Below are 23,461 nucleotides of genomic sequence, written 5' to 3'. Positions count from 1 at the left end.
GATGAAAAAAGGCATACAAATATTGTTGCAGGCGATCAACAAGTTGCGTCTGGCGGTTGGCCGGTCGCGGGTCCCGCTGCGATCGAACACCTATTTCCTCACCGGGGTCCACTGCGAACCCGGAAATACGCTGGAGGTTTCCGGTAGTGAATTCCAGCGGAGCAGGATCGAGGTGCGGGGCGCTGCCAATACGGTCCGCATCGAATCGTCCGCCCTCAGCCGGGCGGCGATCACGATCACCGGTTCGAACAACCGGCTGATCCTCGAACCCGGCGTCAACCTGCGAAGTGCGACCATCCACCTCCGCGGGAACGGCTGTCTGATCCATATCGGCGGCGGCACCACCTTCGGCGGAGTGCGGATCGTGAATGCCGGTGAAGCCAATTCGCTGACCATCGGGAAGGACTGTCTCTTCGCCGATCATATCGAGATCTGGGCGGGGGACTCCCATCCCATCTATGATAACGCCGACCGGCTCATCAATCCCGCGGAACCGATCCGCATCGGCGACAAGGTATGGGTGGGAAGCCGGGTGATCATTCTCAAAGGCGTGACCATCGGCGACGGCAGTATTGTCGGGATGGGCAGCCTCGTAGTCAACGACGTGCCGGCAAAAGCGATCAGCGTCGGAAACCCGAACCGAACGGTAAAAGACGACTACGGCTATTGGAAACTACATTATTGAACACAACCTGGTTGGATGAGAGTGCTGCACATATTCAATGAGATCAACTTTTCCGGCGCGGAGATCATGTATGCCAACGCCGCGGGCCTTTTTCAGCAAAAGGGGGTCGAGCTGTTTGCACTCAGTACCGGCGCCAACGAGGGGAATTTCGTCCACCGCTTCCGCGAGGCCGGCATCCGAGTGGCGCACAAACCTTTCCGCCGGCGAAGCCTTAATCCGTTCTATATCTGGCAGTACGGGCGGGATATCTGTACCTTCATCAGGGAAAACCGCATCGATGTCATCCACATCCATCGCAGCAATGTCTTCTGGTATTTTTCGGGCTTCGGCCGGCTCACCCGCCGGCGATCCGTGATGACCCTCCACAATGTTTTCAAGGCGAAGAAGACGACCTGGCTGCTTCACTACCTGAGCCGGCTCACCGCCCGCAAATGGTTTGGGCTTACCTTCCAGTCCATCAGCCGGAGCGTACATGATAACGAACGGGATTATTTTAAGAACCCGACGGTATGGATCAACAACTGGTTTGATCCGGAGAGGTTCTTTCCCGCCACCGGGCCAGCGGAGAAGCTGGCCGCCCGCCGGCAGATCGGCGTCGCCGGGGATGCCTTTGTCGTCATTGCCGTGGGCAGGTGCACCGAGATCAAGAACCACGCAGATATCATCAAGGCCGTCGCTGAGGTGAAAGAGGTTCCGCCACTTGTCCTTGTTCATCTGGGCAGCGGACATCTCGAGTCCGCCGAAAAGCAACTCGCCGCGGACCTCGGCATCGATGCGCGGGTCGCCTTCCAGGGCAACCGCAACGATGTCCGCGAGCATCTGATCGCCGCCGATCTGCATGTGATGTCCTCTTCCACCGAAGGAGCGCCCATCGCCGCCCTGGAAGCGATGGCCTGCCGGTTGCCGAATATCCTGTATGACAACCCGGGTATGCGTGACCTGATAAGGAACGAGGACACCGGTCTTTTGATAAAGCCCGGTTATCGGGAGCTCGCGGAGAGCATCCGCCGGTTTGTAAAGGACCCCGGCCTCTGCGCGGAGAAAGGCGCCGGCGCCCTTGCCTACGTGCGGTCGGAGCATGGCAGGGAAAACTGTGTCAATCAAATCATCCAACTTTATAAAGCCAATCCCATTTGAAATATTCCCTGCTGATATTGTTCCTGCTTTTCTTTATCATCTTGTCCGACGGCTTGTTGAACGTAGCCAATTCGGGGCATAACGAGGATTATTTCACTTTTCTGTCCCTGGTGGTGAGGTATCTGGCGCTGTTGATCCTGATCTTTATAGCTGCCAAGAGCTCCTGGCGGAACAACATCCCCAAACCGGTGTATATCCTGTTCGTCACCTTTCTTGGCTGGAACATCATCACCATTGCCCGCGGCGTCTTCTCCGCCGCCGGTTACTGGGACTGGAAGTTCCTGTTGCTGAATTCGCTTCTCTTCTTTCTTATCCCGCTGTCCTTTTTTGTGGGGAAGCATCTGCCCTTTGCCCAGCTGGTCTTCAAATACGTGCTGAAATATCTTTTTCTTTTCGGGTTCGTCACCATCCCGCTGGCGCTGGTCGCCAACCGGGAACTGTATTCGCGCCTGATGATCCCCATCAGCTTCTTCATTCTGTTCATTCCCTGGTTGAAGGGGCGATGGAAGAAACTGATCGTGCTTGTGGCCTGCGCATCGATCCTGGTGGTGATCGACTTTCGGACGAATATCATCAAGATCGGCCTGTCGATGCTGGTGCTCTTGCTGTATTTTTTCAGAAATTATCTTCGGTGGCTGGTAAAACCCGTTCACGCGGTGTTATTCCTCGCGCCTATCGTCCTGTTTTATCTGGGGATCACCGGGAGTTACAACATCTTCGCCCAGGCGGAGAAAAGCGGCAGCTATACGGTGAAGGCGCAAAAGGGCGATCTCGGGGAGGTGAATCTCACCGGCGATACGCGCACCTTTCTCTATGAAGAGGTGCTGAGCACTCTTTATACGAACGGCAGTGTCATGGCCGGGGAGGGCGCAACCGGCACTTACACCACGGAATACTTCGAGACGGCGGATGATACCGGGCGCCGCTATGGCTCCGAGGTGGGTGTCCTGAACCTCGCCCTTTATTCGGGGACGATCGGGGTGCTGATCTATCTCGGCGTGCTCTTCTCCTGTTCCTGGTATGCGATCTACCGGTCCAACAATTTCCTTTGCAAGATGCTGGGCCTCGTGCTTGCGGTGCGCTGGCTGCTTTTTTTCGTGGAGGAGTTTACCAATTTCGATCTGAATACGTTCTTTCTTTGGTTGATCATGGGTCTGGTTGCCAACAGCAATTTCCGGTCCATGGGCAATGCAGAGGTGCGGGCATTTTTTCGATTTAATAAACAGGTATGAAATTTATTGCAAGACTTTTGAAATGGTTGCGCAACCAGTACCTCGTCAGGATCCGCTGGCGGAGGTATGATATCGGGGAGGGGTTTCACGCCGGGCTGCGCGTGCGGCTCTGGGCGAGAAAGACCCTGGTCATCGGGAAATACTGTTATATCGGCAGGGATTCGATGATCGAAACGGACTGTCTTGTCGGCGACTATGTCATCTTCGGCAATAAGGTGGGTGTTGTCGGCCGGTATGATCACCGGTTCACCGAGATCGGAACGCCGGTGCGCCAGGCTTCGTGTATCCGGGACAAGGATTATGACTGGAAGGGGAAGGACCTGGTCACCTATATCGGGGATGATGTGTGGATCGGCTATGGGTCGACCGTGTTGCAGGGAGTAAAGATCCATAATGGGGCGATCATCGCCGCCGGTTCCGTCGTCACGAAGGATGTCGAAGCCTATAGCATCTATGCGGGAAACCCGGCGAGGAAGATAAAGGACCGGTTCGATTCGAAGGAGGATCTGATGCTGCATCAACAGAAGCTGGCTGCGAGGTGAAAGGGCGCTTGCCGCGTTGCGGGATTGCGCTTGCCGCGTTGCGGGAGGGCACTTGCCGCGACGTGAAATGTAACGCGGTTGTTAAGCATGCCGGTGACCCGGCGTTTGGCGGGGTTTTTGTATCGCCGTTCGTTTACACCTTTAAAACTTTGGGATATGTATCGGATCGTAACGAAACTCGCCGGCTTCATTGCCCTGCTCGGTATTTTGTCCGCTGCGGTACGCTTGCCTGACACGTGGGGCTCTGCCGGGAAAAAGGCGGCTTCTGCTGCGGCGGCTTCGGCTGCGGCGGCTTCTGCTGCGGTGAGCGTAACCGTCGATGACACGCGGCCGGGCGCGGTGATCCCCGCGGATTTCCTCGGGTTGAGCTACGAGATCACTGCATTGACCGATACTGTCTATTTCCGCTGGCGTCAGGCCAGGCTCCGGAACCTGATCAATAACCTGGGCGAGGGTACTTTGAGATTGAACGGGTATTACGGAAACTTCGTGCCGTGGACCAGCCGGACCCGCACGCTTGCCATGACGAAGGGCAATAACAATTACCAGACCGATACGGTGGCGTCTTCCGATCTGGATTCGCTGTTCGCGTTCATGCGGACGACAAAATGGAAGGTTATCCTTGGGGTCAACGCCTATCACTCGTCGCCGGCGGCGGCGCTTGCTGAACTGCAATATGCGTGGGCAAAAGGCAAGGATGTTATCCGTGCCTTTGAGATCGGCAACGAGCCCGACGGACTGTATAAAAGCAATTATGACGAGTACCGGAAGGTGGCGATGCCTTATTTCGAACTGCTGAAAAAGGAGCTTCCCGATGCGCCGGTCTGTGGGCCTGCTTCGCTGCATCCCGAGCTGTTCATCAAGGATTTTATCCGGCAGGATGCCGATAAGGTGAATTTTATCACGGTGCATGAATACCCGGTGGGCGACTCGAAAACCCCGGAGAGCGTCTATCAGCTGCTGGATGACAAATATGCCCGGCGGGCCGCCGACTTTTCGCGGGCCGTCGATTCGATGTGCCGTCAGCGGAACGTGCGTTACCGCATCGGCGAATGCAACAGCTTCGGGGACGAGGGGCCTGGCGTTGCCGACCGGTTCGCGGCGGCTTTATGGGGCCTCGACTATATGTTCACTGTTGCTGCCAACCATGCGATGGGTGTCAATTTTCATGGCGGGAGCCGCAACTTTACACCGATCCGGATCAAGAAGAATTCCGCTCCCCTCCCCCAGCCCCTTTATTATGCGATGTTGTTCTTCCATCTAGCGGGCCAGGGCAGTCTGCTGCCGGTAAGTGAGACGCCCGATAATCCCGCGATAAAGGCCTATGCCACACTTAGTGATGGTCATTCGGTCGCGGTGACGCTGATCAACAAGGATGTGGACAACGATGTCGTCGTTCATCTCGCGTTGAAGGGCCGGTTTTCCGGGGCAACGCTTTCCCGGCTTTCCGCTCCCTCTATCTTTAGCAGGGATTCGATCACCCTTGGCGGCTCGAGTGTCGACCGGTCGGGCAGGTGGGCTGCCGCGTCGAAGGAGACCCTCGCCCCGGTGAATGGTCAGTGGACCGTGACTGTGCCCAGGGCAAGCGCGATCCTTGTGAAGCTGAAATAGCGGGTTGATGACGCCGGACTAACGGTTTTGATGACGCCGGATTAACGGTTTTGATGACGCCGGACTAACGGATGAGTAACACCGTGCCGTTGCGTTGCACGGGGCTGCCGTTGAGGTCGGTCCCTTTTACCGTCCACACATAGGTTCCGGCAGGCTGTTGCTGGCCGTTGGCTCGCCCGTCCCAGCCTTGCGCGGCGTCGCGGCTCTGGTAGACCTGTTGCCCGAAGCGGTTGTACACCGCAAAATAATCCAGCCCGCGCATCCCCACGGGCCGCACATGCAGCACGTCATTATGCCCGTCCCCATTGGGGGTAAAGGCATTGGGCACGAAGAAATCGGCCTTCGAGAAGACGATGACCTTGATGGCGTCCTTTGCGCTGCAGCCCGATTCCGTGGCGGCGGTGACGGTATAGGTCTCCTCCTGGTCGGTGTTGACGATGGGGTCCTGGCTGGCCGGGTTGTCGAGACCGGCGTCGGGCGACCAGGACCAGGTGGTGAATCCGCTGTTGTTCACGTCCTGTGCATGAAGCGTGACGGACTGTCCCGCCAGAATGGAAGTATCCTCGCCCGCGTCAACGACGGCCTGCGGGACGACGTTGACGGTGACGGCCGCGGGGTCTGCTGAGGAGCAGCCGTTGCTGTCCGTCACCGTTAGTTGGTATGTGACCGACTGTTCGGGGTGGATGACTGCCGGCTGGCTGCTGGATGCATTGCTGAGATAGGTGGATGGTGACCAGTGGTAGGTGGCGCCGCCTTTTCCATGCAGGGTATCGGTCTGGTCATAGCATACGCGGGTATCGCTGCCCGCGTCCGCGACGGGTAAGGGATCGACAGCCACCTTCACCGAGTCGCTGACGGTGCAGTTGTCCGCCGTTGCCGAGAGATAATAGGTGGTGCTGTCGGCCGGACTGGCTGTTGGCGTCGGGCTGCTGGTGTCGCTCAGTCCGGAAGCCGGCGACCAGTGGAACTGCGCATCCGCGGCTGACGAAGACCCCTTCAACCGGACGGACGTACCGGCGCAGACCTGCAGCGGATTGCCGGCGTCGACGGTAAGCGGAATGTCGGAGGCGATGGTGGTGGTCAGCGTGTCGGCGTTGAGATAGGCATCGATCACATAAACGGTATGCTTACCCGCCCGCTGGCCGGTGAGAACGTCGCTTTGCTGGTAGTTCTTTCCATCCGTGGAATAAAAGATCGGTGGGTTGCCACCGGATACGTTCACCTCGATGGTGCCGTCCTTGTGGTGGCAATGTTCCGGCTGGGTATTTACGGTGGCGGGCAATCCGCAATACTGCTGGATATCGAAAGCATAGATCGCGGTGCGGCTGAGCCGGTCCCGGATCGTAAGATGGTAGGCGCCCGCGGGAAGATTCGAAAAGGTCCCCGAAGATTGGTAGGGGGTGGCGGGGTAAGCCGTTCCCTCCAATGAATAGGCATAGGGAAGTGAGGCTCCGGCGGCCGGGGTGGCCGTGACGAAGCCGGTGGCCCCGCAAACCGACTGGGAATAATTGAGTGTCGCGCCCGCAGATCGGCAGGGTGCGCGAAGAACGACGTTGAGACTCTGCTTGCAGCCGTTGTTGTCCGTGACGGACACGGTATAATACCCTGGGCTCAGCCCGGTGAAGACGGGTGAGGACTGGGGGCCGGCGCCATTTGCGCCGAAGGTATACGGAGAAGTGCCGGCACTTGCGCCGAGGGTGAGGCGGCCGTCGGCGGCATTGCAATCCGTTGGGGCCGTCTTTGATCGCACGGTGATGACGGGAGGCGGAAAGGTGTTGGTCAGCGTCGCGGTTGCGCTTACGGTTGCTCCGGTCTTATCGACGACGGTGATCTGGTGGGTCCCGGCCGTCAACCCGGAAAACAAAGGACTCGGCTGGGCCGGTCCTCCATTGTCCGAGAAACTATAGGGCGCGGTTCCCCCACTTACCTTCGCAAAGACGACCCCATTCCCATAACCGCAGACCGAATTCGTCACCTGCAGTGTCAGGGAAATCTGCCCCGATCCATGGAAAGAAAAATAGAATAACAAAAAAAATACGCTTGCTGTCCTTATTGCTAAAGCCATTGCAAAAATGTTATCGGGATATTATGCGGGATGCATACGGAAGGAGGGCGATCGGGAGCCGACGGACATGACGATCTCAGCGAGATGAAGTGGGAGGGCACCAAACTTAATGCCAAAAAAAATTCCCCGTTTACAGCGGGGTCGGCTCGAAGAAGAAGTAAAACGGTACACATGGACCGTGGCATGGCCCGTCTGGAAAACATATCCACATTTACATAGGTATTGGTCTAATTAGCAGTCGATTATAAATGCTACTATATTGCGGCGTAAGAATTGGCAATGCTTGGCATGTAATTCGAAGGCACTATTCGTCAATCCATTGAAAGACCCGTGCTACTTCCCCACCTCGAACCATAGATCTACCCCGCCGGACACGACTGCTTGCTTGCCATGCCCCCTATCATCCTTTCTATCGCACCTGTAGCCGATTGCGGCATGCACATTCATTTGTGCATGCGCCACCCTGTTATTTGTTAATTCAATATTCGATCGATCGCTTTATCACTCAGTAAAAAAGGTCACCCTGTTACTGAGGTAGGCGAAGCCTTTTCCCTGAAATCTATTTTGTCCCAAAAAATACATCTATGATCATGAATTGGTATGCCCTTTACACCAAACCAAGGTGGGAAAAAAAAGTCGCAGAGAATTTAGCCAGAAACGGATTTGAAAGTTATTGCCCTTTAAACAAAGTACTTCATCAATGGCATGACCGCAAGAAATGGATTTTGGAACCACTGTTCTCCTCTTATGTTTTCGTGCAGACGGAAGAAAACCGGCACCCTGATCTGATGCGGACGGCAGGCGTCGTAAACCTCGTCTACTGGCTCCGCAAGCCGGCCGTCATCCGGCAGGAGGAAGTGGATGCGATAAAGAGATTTACCGGTCAGTACCCGAATGTTCAGCTTGAAAAGACGATGGTCAACCTCAACGATCGCGTCCGGGTCGTAAAGGGCCCCCTGATCACGCAGGAAGGCGATGTCATCGCCGTAAACACCCGGACTGTCAAGATCGCCCTTCCTTCCCTGGGCTATATCATGGTGGCGGAAGTCGAAAAGCAAAATATCGAGATCGTCACTACTTCGGGCGCCATCACCTATCAGACACTCCGATAACCAAATCACAAAACCGAATAAAACCAAAACAGAATAAATGAAAACCGCATTGATAACCGGTATCACCGGACAGGACGGCTCGTATCTGGCAGAATTGCTTCTCGACAAAGGCTATATGGTCTATGGGGTAAAAAGAAGGTCCAGTCTGATCAATACCGACCGGATCGATCATCTCTACCAGGACCCTCATGAGAAGCACGTCCGTTTTCGGCTCTACTATGGCGATATGACGGACAGCACCAACCTGATCCGCATCATCCAGGAGACCCGGCCGGACGAGATCTACAATCTCGCCGCCATGAGTCATGTAAAAGTGAGTTTCGACACTCCCGAATACACTGCCAATGCCGACGGGATCGGCACGCTTCGCCTGCTGGAGGCTATCCGCATCCTGAACCTGCAGGATAAGACCCGCATCTACCAGGCGTCCACTTCCGAACTGTATGGACTGGTCCAGGAGATCCCGCAGCGGGAGACTACACCGTTCTATCCGCGAAGCCCATACGCGGTGGCGAAGCTCTATGCCTACTGGATCACCGTGAATTACCGCGAGGCCTATGGCCTCTATGCCTGCAACGGCATCCTCTTCAATCATGAAAGTCCGCAACGCGGCGAGACCTTTGTCACCCGCAAGATCACCCGTGCCGTTGCCGCCATCGCGCTCGGTCTGCAGGATTGCCTTTACATCGGCAACCTCGACGCGCGGCGCGACTGGGGTCACGCGAAGGACTATGTCGAGGCGATGTGGCGGATCCTGCAGCAGGACGTGCCGCAGGATTTTGTGATCGCCACGGGTGTCACCACGTCCGTCCGCGATTTTATCCGCATGGCTTTTGCCGAAGCGGGCATCACCGTGGAATTTGTCGGCAGCGGCGTCGGAGAGACGGCCATCGTTACGGCCTGCAGTTCCGGGGAATATTCGATCGCCCCGGGTACGAAGGTGGTGGCGGTGGATGAAGCCTATTTCCGGCCCACCGAGGTCGATCTGCTGATCGGCGACCCCTCCAAGGCGCAACGTCTGCTGGACTGGCAGCCCCGCTATACCCTCCCCATGCTTGTAAAAGAAATGGTGGAAAGCGATCTGACCCGCCTCAGGAACCGCGTCCCGGAATCCACGTATGGTCTGATGGAACCTTTCTGATCCCCCTCTCCCCTCCCGCTCTCTCCCCTTCCTCAAACCGGTTGATGTCTATTCCTTAACATTCATAAATCGGTGTTTACATGAAAACAATGCAGATCTTCAACTTCCCAATCAGTGTTGGGAAGTACCAGGACTATATCGAATACATTATGCAGTCTGCGTCCAACGGCAGTAGCCAGTACATCTACGTCGCGAACGTGCATATGGTGGTCGAGGCGTTCTGGAACAAATCTTTCAATGAGAAGGTCCGCCATGCCGGACTCGTTACCCCGGACGGCAAACCGCTGACCTGGGCCCTCCGGCTGCTGCATGGCATCAAACAGGACCGGGTGGCCGGGATGGATATCCTTCCCGCCCTGCTGAAGCAGTCGGAAAAAAGCCAGACGCCGGTCTATATCTATGGCGGCACCGACGATCTCCTGTCGCGCACGCGGCACTACCTCGATCGCAAATATCCGGACATCTGCATCAAAGGGCTGTACAGTCCGCCTTTCCGCGAGCTTACGCCGGAAGAAGAGGACCGGACCGTCGAAAGGATCAACAGCTCGGGCGCCAAGCTGCTCTTCGTCGTTCTTGGTTGTCCCAAGCAGGAACAATGGATGGCTTCCATGGCAGGCAGGATCAATGCCGTCATGATCGGCATCGGTGGAGCGCTGCCTGTGCTGATCGGGATGCAGAAGCGGGCGCCCAAATGGATGCAGGACGCCGGACTGGAGTGGCTGTTCCGGTTTCTCCAGGAACCGCGCCGGCTCTTCAAACGCTATTTCGTTACCAATTCGGTCTTTCTGTACCTCCTCAGCCGTGAGCTGGTGCACCGGACCTTCACCAAAAAATTCGAGAACCATGAAATGAACTGATCTACTCATCATCCGGTAAAACTTCTTACCATGAACAACCGATTTCTCAAACACCTGCAGATCACGCTGGTTGTGTTGGATCTGGCCGTGATCAACCTCATCTTTTTTCTGTCCCGGAGTTTCTTCCGCCAGAGACTTGGGGTGTCCGCGCCGATGGAATACGCCTATTTTCTCTATTTTATGAATCTGTGCTGGATCCTGACGACCTGGATCGGCCAGGTGTATACCAGCAAGACAATCGTCAACTTCGAGACCTTTTCAAGAAGGTCGAAAACTGCGTTCCTTTATTTCACCGGTCTGGTCATCATCTATCTGTACTTTTTTCATCAAACCGTCATTTCCAGGACCTTTATCGCGACGCAACTCGTAGGCATCGGATGTCTATTGTTTGCCAACCGTTTTATCTTCCTGCTCATCTGCCAGTACTTTCGCAACAGCGCTTACCTGGCGCGGAAAATAGTCGTCATCGGCTATAATCCCGTGGCCAAGAAGCTGGTTCATTACCTGGAGAACCAGAGTATGAACTCCCGGGTCATCGGGTTTTGTGAGGACCAGGAGAATGTAAGGGAAGTGACAAACTATCCGATCCTGGCCAATATCAGCGGGGTGCTGGAGGAGTGCAAGCGATATGGCGTGACGGAGATCTATTCGACGATCGCCCCGGAGCAAAACGATTCGCTGTACGAGCTTATCCGGGGCGCCGAGCGCAGTTGTATCCGGTTTCGCCTGGTCCCCGATCTCGGGTCGTTCATGCTGAAGAAACAGGTGTATATCGATTACCTCGAAGACATGCCGATCATTTCCCTGCGGCGTGAACCGTTGGAAGACCTCGGCAACCAGATCCGCCGCCGCATCTTCGACGTGATCATCAGCCTGCTGGTCTGTATTTTTGTGCTGACGTGGATGGTGCCGCTGATCGGGCTGGCGATCCTGCTGGAGTCCCGCGGGCCCGTCTTCTTTGTCCAGGATCGCTCGGGAAAGAACAACCAGTCCTTCCCCTGTCTGAAATTCCGCAGCATGGTGAACAACTCCCACTCGGATATGAACCAGGCCACGCGCAATGACGGACGCATCACGCGTGTCGGCCGGTTTCTGCGCCGGACCAGTCTCGATGAGTTTCCGCAGTTTTTCAATGTGTTGAAAGGAGATATGAGCATCGTCGGCCCCCGGCCGCATATGCTGAAGCATACCAGCGATTATGCCGAGCGGGTCGACCAGTTCATGATCCGGCAGTTTGTAAAACCCGGGATCACGGGCTGGGCGCAGGTCAACGGCTATCGTGGGGAGACCCGGGACATCGGCCAGATGGAAAAGCGGATCGAGCACGATATCTGGTATCTGGAGAACTGGAGTCTGTGGCTGGATGTCCGGATCGTCTTTATGACGATCTATAATTTGCTCCGCGGGGAACCGAATGCTTTTTGACGGTTACTTGCCGGGGCGGGTCTGCCACTGCTGTTCCAGCAGCTTGATAAAATAGCCGCCCACCACGCTGCGGGCCTGGAATCCCACTTTTTTCCCATTCGTGGTCTCATGCCAGTCGCTCAGCGGAACGCGGCTGGGGGTCTCCGTCAGATAGCGATGGAGCGGATCGATCAGGGCCATGAAATCCTCCGGGTTCGAAGCCAGGGTGGCCGTCCAGCATACCCAGTCCGACTTGGTATAGGTCTTCCGGCTGTCGAGCGGCAGCCCGAAGGGTTGCTGATGGGTGAGATACCAGGCCACTTCCTTCTCATAGACGGCTGCGGGGAACAATTGCAACCCCAGCAGCTTATCCCAAACGAGATTATATTTCTGACTCCAGGTGTCTTTGCGGTCGAAGGTCAGCGCATAATGGTCGCCCGCATCGGCGAGCGTCATCCATTTCTTTGCCATCCCCGCGGCCATATTGCGGTATTTGGTGGCTTCCGCCTGCATCCCCAGCTGCCCGGCCATCCAGCCATAGGCGCCGAGGGCGACGATCGCCTTCACCGAGAGATTGGCGTTGCGGGCAAGATGCCCCGCGAAATCATCCGTGCAAAGCTGGTTGACGGGGTCGAAGCCATGTGTTTCCAGGTAGTGTGCCCAGGTGCTGAGCGTCGTCCAGTGCTGCCGGGCATAGTCCGGTTTATTCTCCGCTTTTGTGATGGCGGCGGTCAGCAGGATCATATTGCCGCATTCTTCCACCGGCATGTCCTCGCCATAGGTCTGGCCGTTGGCGACGGGGTATGTGCCGAGATCATGCGCCGCAAACGGCTTCTTCCATCGATGGCTCTCGCTGTAATAAAAGATACCGTTGAGCATGCCTTCGAGCAGCCGCGGGTTGTACAGCAGGTACAGCGGCGCGGAAGGATAGGTGACATCCACGGTATTGATGGAGCCGTTGCTGAAATTCTCTTTGGACAGGAACAGCAGTTCGCCGTTGCGGCTTTGTACCAGCGCATGGGCGGCGATACTCTGGCGGTAGGCGGCGACACAGAGGTCGGCGTAGTTCTGTCCGCCGGCGGCCATGGCCGTCGAATACATCGTCTTATTAAACGTGTCGCAGCGCGACAGCACTTTGTCGTAACCGGTATAGGCCGTCTGAAGCAATCCCTGCAGCGTCGCCTTTTTCACGGCAGGTTCCGGATGACTGCGCCACCAGGGCATCAGCTTCCGGTGAAAGTACCGGACGGAATAGCGTTCATCATACCCCAGGAGCACGAGTTTTTCCACGGGGTCCTCGCCCACTTTTATCGTGGGGAAACCTGTATGCATAAACCCGGAGCCGATCGTCTGGATGAGCCCGGGCTCCGAAGGGGCGGCGACATAGCAATAGCCCCAGTCGATCCGCAGATCGTCCCCTTTTTTTGCCAATACCGGCTGCTCTTTTGTTCCGGCCCGCAGCCAGACCAGCTTTCCGCTGGCGCCCTGGTCGATCTTCAGTTCCTGGTCGGGGGTGTTTGCTGCGAGTACACCCGCGACACCGAGATACAGTTGGGCGTGGTGCTGGACGCCGTCGTTGCTCCGCATGCGGAATGACAGATAGGTGATCGGCCGGGACAGCAGGGTCAGGTCATTCAGCAATAAAGGTGAGGTAAAGGTCAGCGAGAGATCGACGCCGCCGCAGGCGAACTGATATTTGGTCTGGGTGGCATTCACGCTTACCCATTGCTGGAGGGCCGGGATGGTCGATGCCATGCTGCTGTCTTCGATGGTTGGTTTGCCGAGGAAACGAAACCGCTGCCCGTCAACGGTGAGGACGCCCAGCAGCGGCTGGGGCTTTCCCGTCCAGTGCCGGGTCTCCTCCGTAGCAAGGGAGTCCGAAAACGACCATACACTAAAATAAGTGGAATGCGTGACCAGCGGGTAAGCGGGCATTTGTCGTAATTGTCCGAATGCTACCTGTTGCAGCAGCATAAGGCACAATAGCGTTTTCCTCATAGGCGCAAATATAATCCTTCCACCGACATTTCTCCCCCATCCACCGCCCTTTTCCCATTGCTTCCGGGAATAGGCTTCACACCAAGGGTATTTTAGCTACTTTTGGGGCCGTTATGAGTAAAGAAAAGCCATCCAATCCGGCGGGTACACAAGAGAAACCAACGGGGCCTAAAGGAAAGCCGAAAGGCCCAAGCCTGTTCTCGCTGCTAAAGCCTTACCGCCGGCTTATCCTGCTGCTGGTCATCCTTTCCCTGATCATGAACTCCATCAGCCTGATGATCCCCAAGATCATTGCCCAGGGCATCGACGCGTTTGTCAGCCGCCGATGGGACATGACGGGTGTCGTTTGGGAGTTGACCGCGGCGACCCTGGGCGTCTTCATCTTCACCTATGGTATGAGTTTTATCCAGACCTATGCCTCCGAAAAAGTCGCGCGCGATCTGCGGACCCAGCTGGCCAACCGGATCTCGCGGCAGAACTATAGTTTTCTTCAGAAGACCAGCAGCGCGCAACTGCTGACGAACCTTACGGCGGATGCCGACTCGATAAAGATGTTCGTCTCGCAGGCCATCGTCTCCATCGTCTCGTCGGTGTTCATCATCATCGGCGCGAGCATCCTGTTGCTGACCATCCGCTGGCAGCTGGCGCTCTGTGTCATCGCCATCATCCCCATCATCGGGTTCACCTTTTATATCATCCTCAAGAAAGTGCGGGCCCTGTTCCTGGCCAGCCGGGAGGTTATCGACTGGCTGAACAAGGTCATCAACGAGAGCATCCTGGGCGCGGCCCTTATCCGGGTCATCCACTCCCAACAGCTTGAGTATGCGAAATTTCTCGAAGCCAACGCCAAGGCCCTGGGACTGGGGTTGCGGATCTTAAAACTCTTTGCGTCGCTGATCCCCGTGATCATCTTCACGGCCAATATCGCCACCCTGACCATCCTGGCCCTTGGCGGCCACTATGTCATCGGCGGAAAGATGACCCTCGGAGAATTCTCGGCCTTTAACAACTACCTGAACATGCTCATCTTCCCTATCCTCGTCATCGGGTTTATGAGCAATGTGATCGCCCAGGCCCAGGCCTCCTATGCGCGGATCAGCGGCGTCCTCAACACGCCCGACCCGGTGGAGAGCGGCACCCTGGTAAAGGACCTCGATGGGGATATCCAGCTGAAGAATGTGGAGGTCGCCTTTGGCGAGAAACAGGCGCTCAAGGATATCTCCTTTACGATCCCCGGCGGCTCCAAGACGGCCGTCATCGGCCCCACCGCGGCGGGGAAGACGCAGCTGCTCTATCTGCTGACGGGGCTTAACCAACCCAACAGCGGGTCGGTCGAATTCGACGGCCAGCCGCTCGCCAATTATAAAAAAGAGGACTTTCACCGGCAGGTAGGCTTTGTTTTCCAGGACAGCATCATCTTCAACATGAGCATCCGCGAGAACATATCTTTTGGCCTCGGCGATACCGTCACCGATGCCTCGCTTGAAAAGGCGATTGCCACCGCGGAGTTGCAAGACTTTGTCGATTCTCTACCTGAAAAGATCAATACCGTCGTGTCCGAGCGGGGCACTACCCTCTCCGGCGGCCAGAAGCAACGGATCATGCTGGCCCGTGCGCTGGCGATCGATCCCCGGATCCTGCTGCTGGATGATTTCACCGCGCGGGTCGACACCCAGACGGAGCAAAAGATCCTGGCGAATGTCCGGCAGAACTATCCGGGCATCACCTTACTTTCCGTCACCCAGAAGATCGCTTCCATCGAGGACTACGAGCAGATTATCCTGCTGATGGAAGGCGAAATGATCGCTTCCGGCACGCATCCCCACCTGATGCAGACCTGCCCGGAATACGTCCAAATCTATCAATCACAAAGAAGCACCAGCCACTATGAGCAGCCAGAATTACAATCTTAACAGCTTAACCGAAGGACAACCGAAGAGCAAGACCTGGCCGGCACTGCGTAAACTCATCGCGTTGTTGCCCGAACAGCGGGGGAAACTGATCCTGGCCCTGTTCATCATGCTGATCTATGCGATCCTGAGCATGCTGCCACCCGTGTTGATCGGGTTTACCATCAACAAGGTGCTGCTGAGCAAGGAGGCTACCACTTCGATGGATCTCTTCGGCTGGCATATCCTGCAGGGCAGCGGCTTCGGACTTGTCCTGACGGTGTGCGGCATCCTGCTGGTCATCTACCTGCTCAACCTCGCTGCGGTGTATATGCGGACCATCCTTATGGGCGGCTTTGGCCAGCATCTGCTTTATACCCTGCGCAATGCGATATTCAACAAACTACAGGAGCTGCCGGTCGCTTTCTTTGCCAGTAATAAGGCCGGCGACCTGATCTCCCGGATCAATAACGATACCGACAAGCTCAACCAGTTTTTCTCCCAGTCCCTGATGCAGTTTGTCTCGAGTATCTTTATCATCTCCGGTGCGGGTGTCGCGCTGGTATGGCTCAATCCCCGGCTTGGCCTGGCTACGCTTGCGCCTGCCGCCGTGATGTGGATCTACACTAAACTCGTCTCGCCCTGGGTGAAGCGGAAGAACGCCATCAGCCTCAAGGCCACCGGCTCCATGAGTGCGGAGATCCAGGAAAGCCTCGGCAATTTCAAGGTCGTTCTGGCCTTCAACCGCCGGGACTACTTCCGTCAGCGCTTCGATGCCGTCAACACCCATAACTATTCGTCGTCGATAAAGGCGGGTATCGCCAACAGCGTCTTTACCCCTGTGTACGGCCTGCTGGCCAGCACCGGTCAGATGGTCGTGTTGCTCTATGGCGTCTACCTGATCAGCACCGGTCATCTGGCGGTGGGTTTCCTGATCAGCTACTTTATGTACACCAACAGCTTCTATGATCCGATCCGGCAGATAGCGGCGTTGTGGGCCAATTTCCAGACGGCTATTGCCGGGTGGGACCGCATCTCGCATATCCTTTCGCTGGAGTCGGACCTGCCGGTGCTTTCGCCGGCGGCTTCCGCGGCGAACGGGGGAGCGGCGCTGGCATCACCGGCGGCAAACGGCGCGCCCGCCCTGCTGGAATTCAGGAATGTCTCGTTCCGCTATACCAGTGGCAAGGATGTCCTCCATCATAACAGCTTTCGGATGGAGAAGGGAAAGACCTATGCCCTCGTCGGACCCACGGGCGGCGGCAAGACCACCACGGCCTCGCTCATCGCCCGGCTCTACGATCCCACCGAAGGATCGATCTTTCTCGATGGCCGCGATATCCGCACCTACACGCCGGGCGAACGTGCGAAGAAGATCGGCTTTATCCTGCAGGAACCTTTTCTGTTTACGGGCACCGTCCGCGATAATATCTTATACGGTAACGAAGAATATAAAGACTATACCAATGACCAGATGACCGAGGTGCTCCACCGGTCGGGTCTGGAGACCCTGCTCACCCGGTTTGACGAGGGCCTGGAGACGAAGGTGGTGTCGGCCGGTGAAAGCATCAGCCTGGGTCAGAAACAGCTTATCGCCTTTATCCGCGCTGTCCTCCGCAATCCCGATCTGCTGATCCTCGATGAGGCCACCGCCAATATCGATACGGTCACGGAGAAGATGCTGGAGGAGATCCTGCGGCGGCTGCCTGAGACTACGACCCGGGTCATCATCGCCCACCGGTTGAATACCATCGAGAATGCCGACGAGATCTTCTTTGTCAATGCCGGCGAGATCACCCGCGCGGGCAGCCTGGATCAGGCGGTGGATATGCTGCTGGAGGGGAAGAGGGTGAGCTAGGGCGCGCCGAAGATCCCCGCGGGTATCGGGCGCTACAACATTTGCCCAGAATCGGCCCCTAGCTTAGGGAAAAAAATATGCGTCCTATCACCATCACTCTGCTGCTCTGTCTATGCGCCGCCTTTGCCGGCGCCCAGGAAAAAGGCTATGCCGTGGCCAAAACCTTCAAGATCGGCAGCCCCGGCGGCTGGGATTATATCGCCGTCGGCCCCCACGGCAAACTCTATGTCTCCCACGGCACCCAGGTGAACATCCTCGATGCGAAGACCGGTGACTCGGCCGGCGTGATCCCCAATACCACCGGCGTCCATGGCATCGCCTTCGACGAATCCGCGCGGAAGGGTTATACCAGCAACGGCCGCCTCAACAACGTCACCGTCTTCGATCTAAAGACCTTTGCGGTCCTCGGGCAGATCGCCACCGGGCAGAATCCCGATGCCATTATGTATGACCCATATTCCAAGACGATTATCACCTGTAATGGCCGAAGCCACGATCTCACGGTCATCGATGCGGCCAAGGGCGCCGTCGTCGCGACGATCCCTCTCGATGGGAAACCCGAGACGGCCGTTTCGGATAACATGGGGAAGATCTATGTCAATATCGAGGACAAGAACAAGATAACGGTGGTGGATATTCGTAGCAATAAAACGATCGCCGACTGGCCGCTCGGCGGCGAAAGTCCGACGGGGCTGGCTATCGACACCAAAACAAAACGCCTTTTTGCGGGCTGCGACAAACAGCTGGTCGTCATGGACGCGACGACGGGGACCGTCGTCACGAAGCTGCCTATCGGCAATGGCTGCGATGGTGTCGGTTTTGACGAGCGGGAAGGTCTTGTCTTCGCCTCCTGCGGGGAGGGAACGCTTAGTATCATCCGGGAGCTGGATGCGGCTTCGTTCCGGACGTTGGAAAATGTTCCCACCAGACGCAGCGCCCGCACCATTGCTGTCGACAGCCGTACCCACGCAGTCTATCTGCCCTTTGCCGACACCGAACCTGCTGCTGCGGGTGAACGTCCAAAGGTGATTCCCGGAACCTTCGGAGTCTTGGTGGTCAGCCCAAAATAGGCTAAATTGTATTACTTAACAGTAATACAATGGCTAGCACCGTCACCACCGAAAGCAAATACGGCCGACTCAACAATTATATCAACGGAGGCTTCGTCACGAGCAACTCGGGACGAAGCCTTTCAGTTCACTCCCCGCTGGACGGAAGCCTGCTGGCCGAGATGCCCTGCGCCACCGCCGCGGAGCTGGATGCGGCCGTCACCGCCGCGAAAAATGCCTTCCCCCGCTGGAGCAAGACGCCGATCAAAGAACGGGTCCAGGTCTTCTTCCGGTATAAGTATCTGCTGGAGCAGCATCTCGATGAACTGGCCGCCCTCGTCAGCGAGGAGAACGGCAAGACCCGCGGCGAGGCCCTCGCCGAGGTGGAGAAATGTATCGAGCTCACCGAATTCGCCACTTCGCTTCCCCAACTGATCGGCGGCGAGGTATTGGAAGTCAGCAAGGGCGTGGAATGCCGGACGGAGCATGTTCCGCTGGGCGTTGTGGCCTCCATCGTCCCTTTCAACTTCCCCGCCATGGTACCCAACTGGACCATCCCCAATGCCCTGGCACTGGGCAATTGTATGATCATCAAACCATCCGAGAAAGTTCCCCTCAGTGTCGCCCGGATCGCGCTCCTGTTGAAGGAAGCCGGGCTGCCCGACGGGGTCTTTAATATCATCAACGGCGACAGCAGCATCGTGGAAGGCATCTGCGACCATCCCGGGATCGACGCTGTCTCTTTTGTTGGCTCGACAAAGGTCGCGAAGCTGGTCTACCAGCGTGCCACTCACAATCTGAAACGTTGTGTGGCCCTGGGGGGCGCCAAGAACCACCTGCTGGTGCTGCCCGATGCCCAGCCAGAGATGACCGCGCAGAATGTCGCCGCCTCGATGAGCGGCTGCGCCGGCCAGCGCTGTATGGCTGCATCGGCGATGGTCGCCGTGGGGCCTGTCGACGCCATCATAGACAAGATCTGCGTGGAAGCGCGCCGCATCGTCCCGGGTCAGAACCTGGGGGCGGTGATCGACAAAACGGCCAAACAACGGATCGAACGCTATATCACCGAAGCCGAGCAACAGGGGGCGAAGATCCTGGTGGACGGCCGGGGCTGCACCGTTCCCGGTAAGGAAGGCGGGACCTATGTCGGGCCGACTGTGATCGACCATGTCCGCCCGGGGATGGCCATCGCCACCGAAGAGGTCTTCGGCCCGGTGATCAGCATCATGCGTGTCGACACCCTCGACGAAGCCCTGTCGATCGAGAATGCCAGCCCTTACGGGAATGCCGCCTCGGTCTTCACCCAGAACGGCGCCTTCGCCCGCTATGTGATCGACCGGGCCAGCGCGGGTATGGTCGGCGTGAACGTAGGTGTCCCGGTTCCGCGCGAGCCCTTCTCTTTCGGCGGCTGGAACGAAAGCAAGTTTGGTGTCGGGGATATCACGGGCAAGAGTTCGATCGAATTCTGGACACGCCTTAAGAAGAGCACTGTGAAGTGGAACCCCGAGGCCGGGGTAAACTGGATGAGCTAAAAGACACGCTATATGCCGCAACCAAGCACTTTATCCGAAACACAGGAGATCCTGCAGGATAGTCTCGACTACACTCTTTTCTCCTGGAGCAAACAAAAGGGGATCGCGCCTATCGCCGTACAACGCGCCGAAGGCGTCTACCTTTACGACTATGAGGGAAAACGTTATCTTGATTTCTCCTCCGGGCTGATCAACGTCAACATCGGTCACGGCAACCCCCGGGTCACCGAAGCCGTCGTCCGGCAGATGCAGGAGGTCAGCTATGTTACGCCTTCCTCTGTGACGAAGGTCCGTGGCCAGCTGGGAAAGAAACTCGCCGAGATCACTCCCGGCAATCTCACCAAGACGCTGTTCACGGTCTGCGGTGCCACCGCCATCGAGAACGCGATAAAACTCGCCCGGCTCTACACCGGCCGACCTAAGATCATCGCCCGTTACCGGGCCTTTCATGGCAGTTCGTATGGCGCGATGACAGCCGGCGGTGATCCGCGTAAGCTGCCGGCCGATGCACAGCAGGCGCCGAATTTTATTCATGTGGAAGACCCATACTGCTACCGCTGCCCCTGGAGCCAGGAGATCAGCAGCTGTCACCGGGAATGTGTGTCCCATATCGAGCGGATCATCGAATTCGAAGGCCCGGAGAGCATCGCCGCCATCCTTATGGAAGGTGAGAGCGGTACGTCGGGGTGTATAAAATATCCGCCGGACTACCTGCAGAAGGTGCGGGCGCTGTGTGACAAGTATGGCATCCTGCTGATCGCGGACGAGGTGATGAGCGGCTTCGGCCGGACCGGCAAATGGTTTGCCAGCGAACTGCATGGGGTTGTTCCGGACATGATCGCCACCGCCAAGGGGATCACCTCGGGCTATCTGCCCCTCGGCGCGCTTATCGTTACCGACACCATCGCCAATCACTTCAACGACCGCGTCCTCTGGCTGGGGCTTACCTATGCGGATCATCCCGTGGCCTGCGCTGCCGCGGTGGAAGTGCTGAAGATCTATGAGGACGAGAACCTCATTGAAAATGCCGCCGCCATGGGCCGGTATCTCGACAAGCAGGTAGCGCTCCTGAGCGAAAAACATCCCTCTATCGGCGACTGGCGCAACACCGGGCTGCTCGGATGTCTCGAGCTTGTAAAGAACCGAAAGACCAAGGAGCCGATGGCTCCCTTCAACGCCAAACCGGAGGAGATGACGGTGATGAACCAGGTGGCCACGCGACTGAGACAGCTGGGGATGTACACCTTCGTCCGCTGGAACTATCTCTTTATCGCTCCGCCCCTCTGCATCACCCGTGAACAGGTGGACGAAGGCCTGGCGATGATCAGCGAGGCGCTGACGATCGCCGACCAGCATACAACAAATTGATTTTAATCCCGACACATGACGACAAACAGAACAGGAAAAGAACGGTTCCTTGAATTGGATTATTTAAGAGGCCTCGCGGCCGTCTCGGTTATTCTTTTTCACTACACGTACGGCTATGATAACGGCTTGCGCCACTTTGAACCCGGCAGGTTCTATTTCCGCTATGGCAATCTGGGGGTGCAACTGTTTTTTATGATCAGCGGCTTCGTCATCTTCATGACGCTCGAGCGGACAAAGACCTCCATGGATTTCCTGGTGTCGCGATTCTCCAGGCTTTATCCCACTTACTGGGCGGCCATCCTGCTCACTATCGCGTTTTGCTCTCTTGTGCCGGCGCCATTCGACTATGGCCACTATACGTTAACCGAGGTGCTGGTCAACTTTACCATGCTGCAGCACTGGCTGAAGATAAAGGATATCAATGCTGCCTTCTGGACCCTGGCGGTCGAACTCACTTTTTACTTTTTGATGTGGGTGTTGTTCTGCTTTAAGAAGCTGAGGACGATCGAGGTGCTTTCGGTTGCCTGGCTTGCGCTTTCGCTTCTTCACCAGGTGGTGTCCATACCGTTTGGGAATATTCTCCAGCAGGTCTTTATTCTGCCTTTTGCCCCGATGTTCGTCGCGGGCGTCGTTTATTATAACGCGTGGAAGAGGGGTTTTACACCGTATCGGATCGGGTTACTCGTTGCCAGTTATGGCGTCGAATCTGTTATCCTATACAATACGACCGGTTCGGTGATCCCGATCGTCGTCGTCGCCGTCTTTTTCCTCGTCTTTTTCCTGTTGGTGAAAGGCATCCTGGTCATCGGCCCGAACCGGGTCCTGCAATTTCTCGGGTGCACTTCGTACAGCGTATATGTTATTCATGAAACAATCGGTGAGACGATCATCTACAATATCAAGAAGGTCATCGACAGCGCCATCGTCTATGTCCCGGTCACCATGGCCATCGTATTTGTAGCGGCGTGGCTGGTGATGGTGTATATCGAGCAGCCGGCGATAACGCTTATTCGCAATTTTTATAAAAAACGCAAACAGCCTGCGGGTAATCCCAACCTCGCGGCACGTTAAACTATGCACCCCGAACGCTCATCCACCTCCCTCTATAGCGAAGACCTTGCTCCGGTGGAGCAGCGTCAGCGGACCTGGAATACCTGGAACTATGCGGCGTTGTGGATCAGCATGAGCCTTTGCATCCCGACCTATATGCTGGCCAGCAGCCTGATCGGCGGCGGGATGAACTGGTGGCAGGCCATCGCCACCATCTTTCTCGGTAACAGCATCGTCCTGGTCCCGATGATCCTCAACGGCCGCGCCGGTGCAAAATATGGCATTCCCTTTCCTGTTTTCGCCCGGGCCTCCTTCGGGACCAAGGGCGCTAATATTCCCGCGATGCTGCGGGCCATCGTCGCCTGCGGCTGGTTTGGCATCCAGACCTGGATCGGCGGCTTTGCCCTCTATCAGATGCTGCATCTTTGGATCCCCGCCCTCGATCATCTGCCTGCGCTGCCGCGGGTGTTGGGACTGGCAACGGGACCGGCCCTTTGTTTCCTTCTTTTCTGGGCGCTCAACATGTACGTCGTCTGGCTTGGCGTGGAAAGCATCCGGAAGCTGCTCGTGTTCAAAGCTGTTTTCCTGCCCTTGGCGGCGCTGGCCCTCCTCTTCTGGGCCATCGCGCATGTTCGCGGCGGACTCGGCCCCATCCTCACGCAACCATCGAAATTCCAAAACTCCGCTGCCTTCTGGGCCTTCTTTGTCCCCGGTCTCACGGGGATGGTCGGCTTCTGGGCGACCCTGAGTCTCAATATTCCCGACTTCACCCGTTATGCCGTCAGCCAGCGTGCGCAGATAAAAGGCCAGGCGCTCGGCCTGCCGACTTCCATGACGCTCTTCGCCTTTATCGGTGTCGTGGTCACTTCCGCGACGACCATCATCTATGGAACGACCATCTGGGACCCCGTGGTCCTCGCCGGCCGTTTCG

The 23,461-nt window shown here is 56.8% G+C and carries 18 protein-coding genes; 16 read left to right on the top strand and 2 right to left on the bottom strand.

Translation table 11 applies throughout. The features are described 5' to 3' along the window. Window position 1: 1 nt before the first annotated feature. The 5 genes from VGM48_RS22435 (at window position 2) to VGM48_RS22415 (ending at window position 5,207) form a co-directional block, all read left to right on the top strand. A complete protein-coding gene (locus tag VGM48_RS22435) occupies window positions 2-685 on the top strand; it encodes an acyltransferase (RefSeq protein WP_331582708.1) in 684 nt (227 codons plus the stop codon). A gap of 15 nt (window positions 686-700) precedes the next feature. Further along, window positions 701-1,822 carry a glycosyltransferase family 4 protein gene (locus VGM48_RS22430; protein WP_331582706.1) on the top strand — a complete coding sequence of 374 codons (1,122 nt, stop codon included), beginning with the start codon at window positions 701-703 and terminating at the stop codon, window positions 1,820-1,822. Further along, window positions 1,819-3,054: a hypothetical protein gene (locus tag VGM48_RS22425; protein ID WP_331582704.1), complete on the top strand. Its 1,236-nt coding sequence runs from the start codon at window positions 1,819-1,821 to the stop codon at window positions 3,052-3,054. The genes VGM48_RS22430 and VGM48_RS22425 overlap by 4 nt, the downstream gene beginning before the upstream one ends. After that, window positions 3,051-3,596 (top strand): CatB-related O-acetyltransferase, encoded by a 546-nt coding sequence (locus VGM48_RS22420; protein WP_331582702.1) that lies wholly within the window; start codon window positions 3,051-3,053, stop codon window positions 3,594-3,596. Before VGM48_RS22425 ends, VGM48_RS22420 begins: the two co-directional genes overlap by 4 nt. 156 nt (window positions 3,597-3,752) lie before the next feature. Beyond that, window positions 3,753-5,207 (top strand): glycosyl hydrolase family 79 C-terminal domain-containing protein, encoded by a 1,455-nt coding sequence (locus VGM48_RS22415; protein ID WP_331582700.1) that lies wholly within the window; start codon window positions 3,753-3,755, stop codon window positions 5,205-5,207. A gap of 64 nt (window positions 5,208-5,271) precedes the next feature. Here the strand turns inward: VGM48_RS22415 and VGM48_RS22410 are convergent, their stop codons facing one another. Continuing rightward, entirely contained in the window at window positions 5,272-7,272 is a 2,001-nt protein-coding gene (locus VGM48_RS22410) for a gliding motility-associated C-terminal domain-containing protein (protein ID WP_331582698.1), read from the bottom strand. Window positions 7,273-7,856: 584 nt separating this feature from the next. Here VGM48_RS22410 and VGM48_RS22405 point away from each other — a divergent pair. The 4 genes from VGM48_RS22405 (at window position 7,857) to VGM48_RS22390 (ending at window position 11,807) form a co-directional block, all read left to right on the top strand. Next, the gene (locus tag VGM48_RS22405) at window positions 7,857-8,384 is read left to right on the top strand and encodes a UpxY family transcription antiterminator (protein ID WP_331582696.1); all 528 of its coding nucleotides are present in this window, start codon (window positions 7,857-7,859) and stop codon (window positions 8,382-8,384) included. A 37-nt stretch (window positions 8,385-8,421) separates the two neighbouring features. After that, on the top strand, window positions 8,422-9,525 hold the full coding sequence (gene gmd / locus VGM48_RS22400) for a GDP-mannose 4,6-dehydratase (RefSeq protein WP_331582695.1): 1,104 nt from the start codon (window positions 8,422-8,424) through the stop codon (window positions 9,523-9,525). Window positions 9,526-9,605: 80 nt separating this feature from the next. Next, window positions 9,606-10,382 (top strand): WecB/TagA/CpsF family glycosyltransferase, encoded by a 777-nt coding sequence (locus tag VGM48_RS22395; protein WP_331582693.1) that lies wholly within the window; start codon window positions 9,606-9,608, stop codon window positions 10,380-10,382. 30 nt (window positions 10,383-10,412) lie between these two features. After that, a complete protein-coding gene (locus VGM48_RS22390) occupies window positions 10,413-11,807 on the top strand; it encodes an undecaprenyl-phosphate glucose phosphotransferase (protein WP_331582690.1) in 1,395 nt (464 codons plus the stop codon). Window positions 11,808-11,810: 3 nt separating this feature from the next. On the opposite strand, the gene VGM48_RS22385 is transcribed toward VGM48_RS22390, so the two are convergent. Then, window positions 11,811-13,784 carry a glutaminase domain-containing protein gene (locus VGM48_RS22385; RefSeq protein WP_331582688.1) on the bottom strand — a complete coding sequence of 658 codons (1,974 nt, stop codon included), beginning with the start codon at window positions 13,782-13,784 and terminating at the stop codon, window positions 11,811-11,813. 113 nt (window positions 13,785-13,897) lie between these two features. Between VGM48_RS22385 and VGM48_RS22380 the strand changes: the two genes are divergently transcribed. The 7 genes from VGM48_RS22380 to VGM48_RS22350 all read left to right on the top strand — a co-directional run. Beyond that, a complete protein-coding gene (locus VGM48_RS22380) occupies window positions 13,898-15,697 on the top strand; it encodes an ABC transporter ATP-binding protein (RefSeq protein ID WP_331582686.1) in 1,800 nt (599 codons plus the stop codon). After that, window positions 15,672-17,531, top strand: coding sequence for an ABC transporter ATP-binding protein (locus VGM48_RS22375; RefSeq protein WP_331582685.1), 1,860 nt, complete (start codon window positions 15,672-15,674; stop codon window positions 17,529-17,531). Before VGM48_RS22380 ends, VGM48_RS22375 begins: the two co-directional genes overlap by 26 nt. Window positions 17,532-17,608: 77 nt before the next feature. Next, window positions 17,609-18,601, top strand: coding sequence for a YncE family protein (locus VGM48_RS22370; RefSeq protein ID WP_331582684.1), 993 nt, complete (start codon window positions 17,609-17,611; stop codon window positions 18,599-18,601). A 29-nt stretch (window positions 18,602-18,630) separates the two neighbouring features. Then, window positions 18,631-20,112 carry a CoA-acylating methylmalonate-semialdehyde dehydrogenase gene (locus VGM48_RS22365; RefSeq protein WP_331582683.1) on the top strand — a complete coding sequence of 494 codons (1,482 nt, stop codon included), beginning with the start codon at window positions 18,631-18,633 and terminating at the stop codon, window positions 20,110-20,112. A 12-nt stretch (window positions 20,113-20,124) separates the two neighbouring features. After that, on the top strand, window positions 20,125-21,480 hold the full coding sequence (locus VGM48_RS22360) for an aminotransferase class III-fold pyridoxal phosphate-dependent enzyme (protein ID WP_331582682.1): 1,356 nt from the start codon (window positions 20,125-20,127) through the stop codon (window positions 21,478-21,480). Window positions 21,481-21,495: 15 nt separating this feature from the next. Beyond that, window positions 21,496-22,551, top strand: a complete 1,056-nt coding sequence (locus tag VGM48_RS22355) for an acyltransferase (RefSeq protein WP_331582681.1) — start codon at window positions 21,496-21,498, stop codon at window positions 22,549-22,551. Between the two features lie 3 nt (window positions 22,552-22,554). After that, window positions 22,555-23,461 (top strand): cytosine permease (locus VGM48_RS22350; protein ID WP_331582680.1); only part of this gene is annotated, 907 nt, incomplete at its 3' end.

Source organism: Puia sp., from assembly GCF_036500295.1.
Classification (GTDB): domain Bacteria; phylum Bacteroidota; class Bacteroidia; order Chitinophagales; family Chitinophagaceae; genus Puia.
This window is presented reverse-complemented; position numbering and strand designations above follow the sequence as displayed.

Excerpts from the sequence above, each read along its gene's own strand:
- VGM48_RS22405 (WP_331582696.1), top strand. The coding sequence starts at position 7,857 with ATGATCATGAATTGGTATGCCCTTTACACCAAACCAAGGTGGGAAAAA.
- VGM48_RS22420 (WP_331582702.1), top strand. The coding sequence starts at position 3,051 with ATGAAATTTATTGCAAGACTTTTGAAATGGTTGCGCAACCAGTACCTC.
- VGM48_RS22435 (WP_331582708.1), top strand. The coding sequence starts at position 2 with ATGAAAAAAGGCATACAAATATTGTTGCAGGCGATCAACAAGTTGCGT.
- VGM48_RS22385 (WP_331582688.1), bottom strand. The coding sequence starts at position 13,784 with ATGAGGAAAACGCTATTGTGCCTTATGCTGCTGCAACAGGTAGCATTC.
- VGM48_RS22395 (WP_331582693.1), top strand. The coding sequence starts at position 9,606 with ATGAAAACAATGCAGATCTTCAACTTCCCAATCAGTGTTGGGAAGTAC.
- VGM48_RS22370 (WP_331582684.1), top strand. The coding sequence starts at position 17,609 with ATGCGTCCTATCACCATCACTCTGCTGCTCTGTCTATGCGCCGCCTTT.
- gmd (WP_331582695.1), top strand. The coding sequence starts at position 8,422 with ATGAAAACCGCATTGATAACCGGTATCACCGGACAGGACGGCTCGTAT.
- VGM48_RS22360 (WP_331582682.1), top strand. The coding sequence starts at position 20,125 with ATGCCGCAACCAAGCACTTTATCCGAAACACAGGAGATCCTGCAGGAT.
- VGM48_RS22430 (WP_331582706.1), top strand. The coding sequence starts at position 701 with ATGAGAGTGCTGCACATATTCAATGAGATCAACTTTTCCGGCGCGGAG.
- VGM48_RS22375 (WP_331582685.1), top strand. The coding sequence starts at position 15,672 with ATGAGCAGCCAGAATTACAATCTTAACAGCTTAACCGAAGGACAACCG.
- VGM48_RS22365 (WP_331582683.1), top strand. The coding sequence starts at position 18,631 with ATGGCTAGCACCGTCACCACCGAAAGCAAATACGGCCGACTCAACAAT.
- VGM48_RS22380 (WP_331582686.1), top strand. The coding sequence starts at position 13,898 with ATGAGTAAAGAAAAGCCATCCAATCCGGCGGGTACACAAGAGAAACCA.
- VGM48_RS22410 (WP_331582698.1), bottom strand. The coding sequence starts at position 7,272 with ATGGCTTTAGCAATAAGGACAGCAAGCGTATTTTTTTTGTTATTCTAT.
- VGM48_RS22415 (WP_331582700.1), top strand. The coding sequence starts at position 3,753 with ATGTATCGGATCGTAACGAAACTCGCCGGCTTCATTGCCCTGCTCGGT.
- VGM48_RS22390 (WP_331582690.1), top strand. The coding sequence starts at position 10,413 with ATGAACAACCGATTTCTCAAACACCTGCAGATCACGCTGGTTGTGTTG.
- VGM48_RS22355 (WP_331582681.1), top strand. The coding sequence starts at position 21,496 with ATGACGACAAACAGAACAGGAAAAGAACGGTTCCTTGAATTGGATTAT.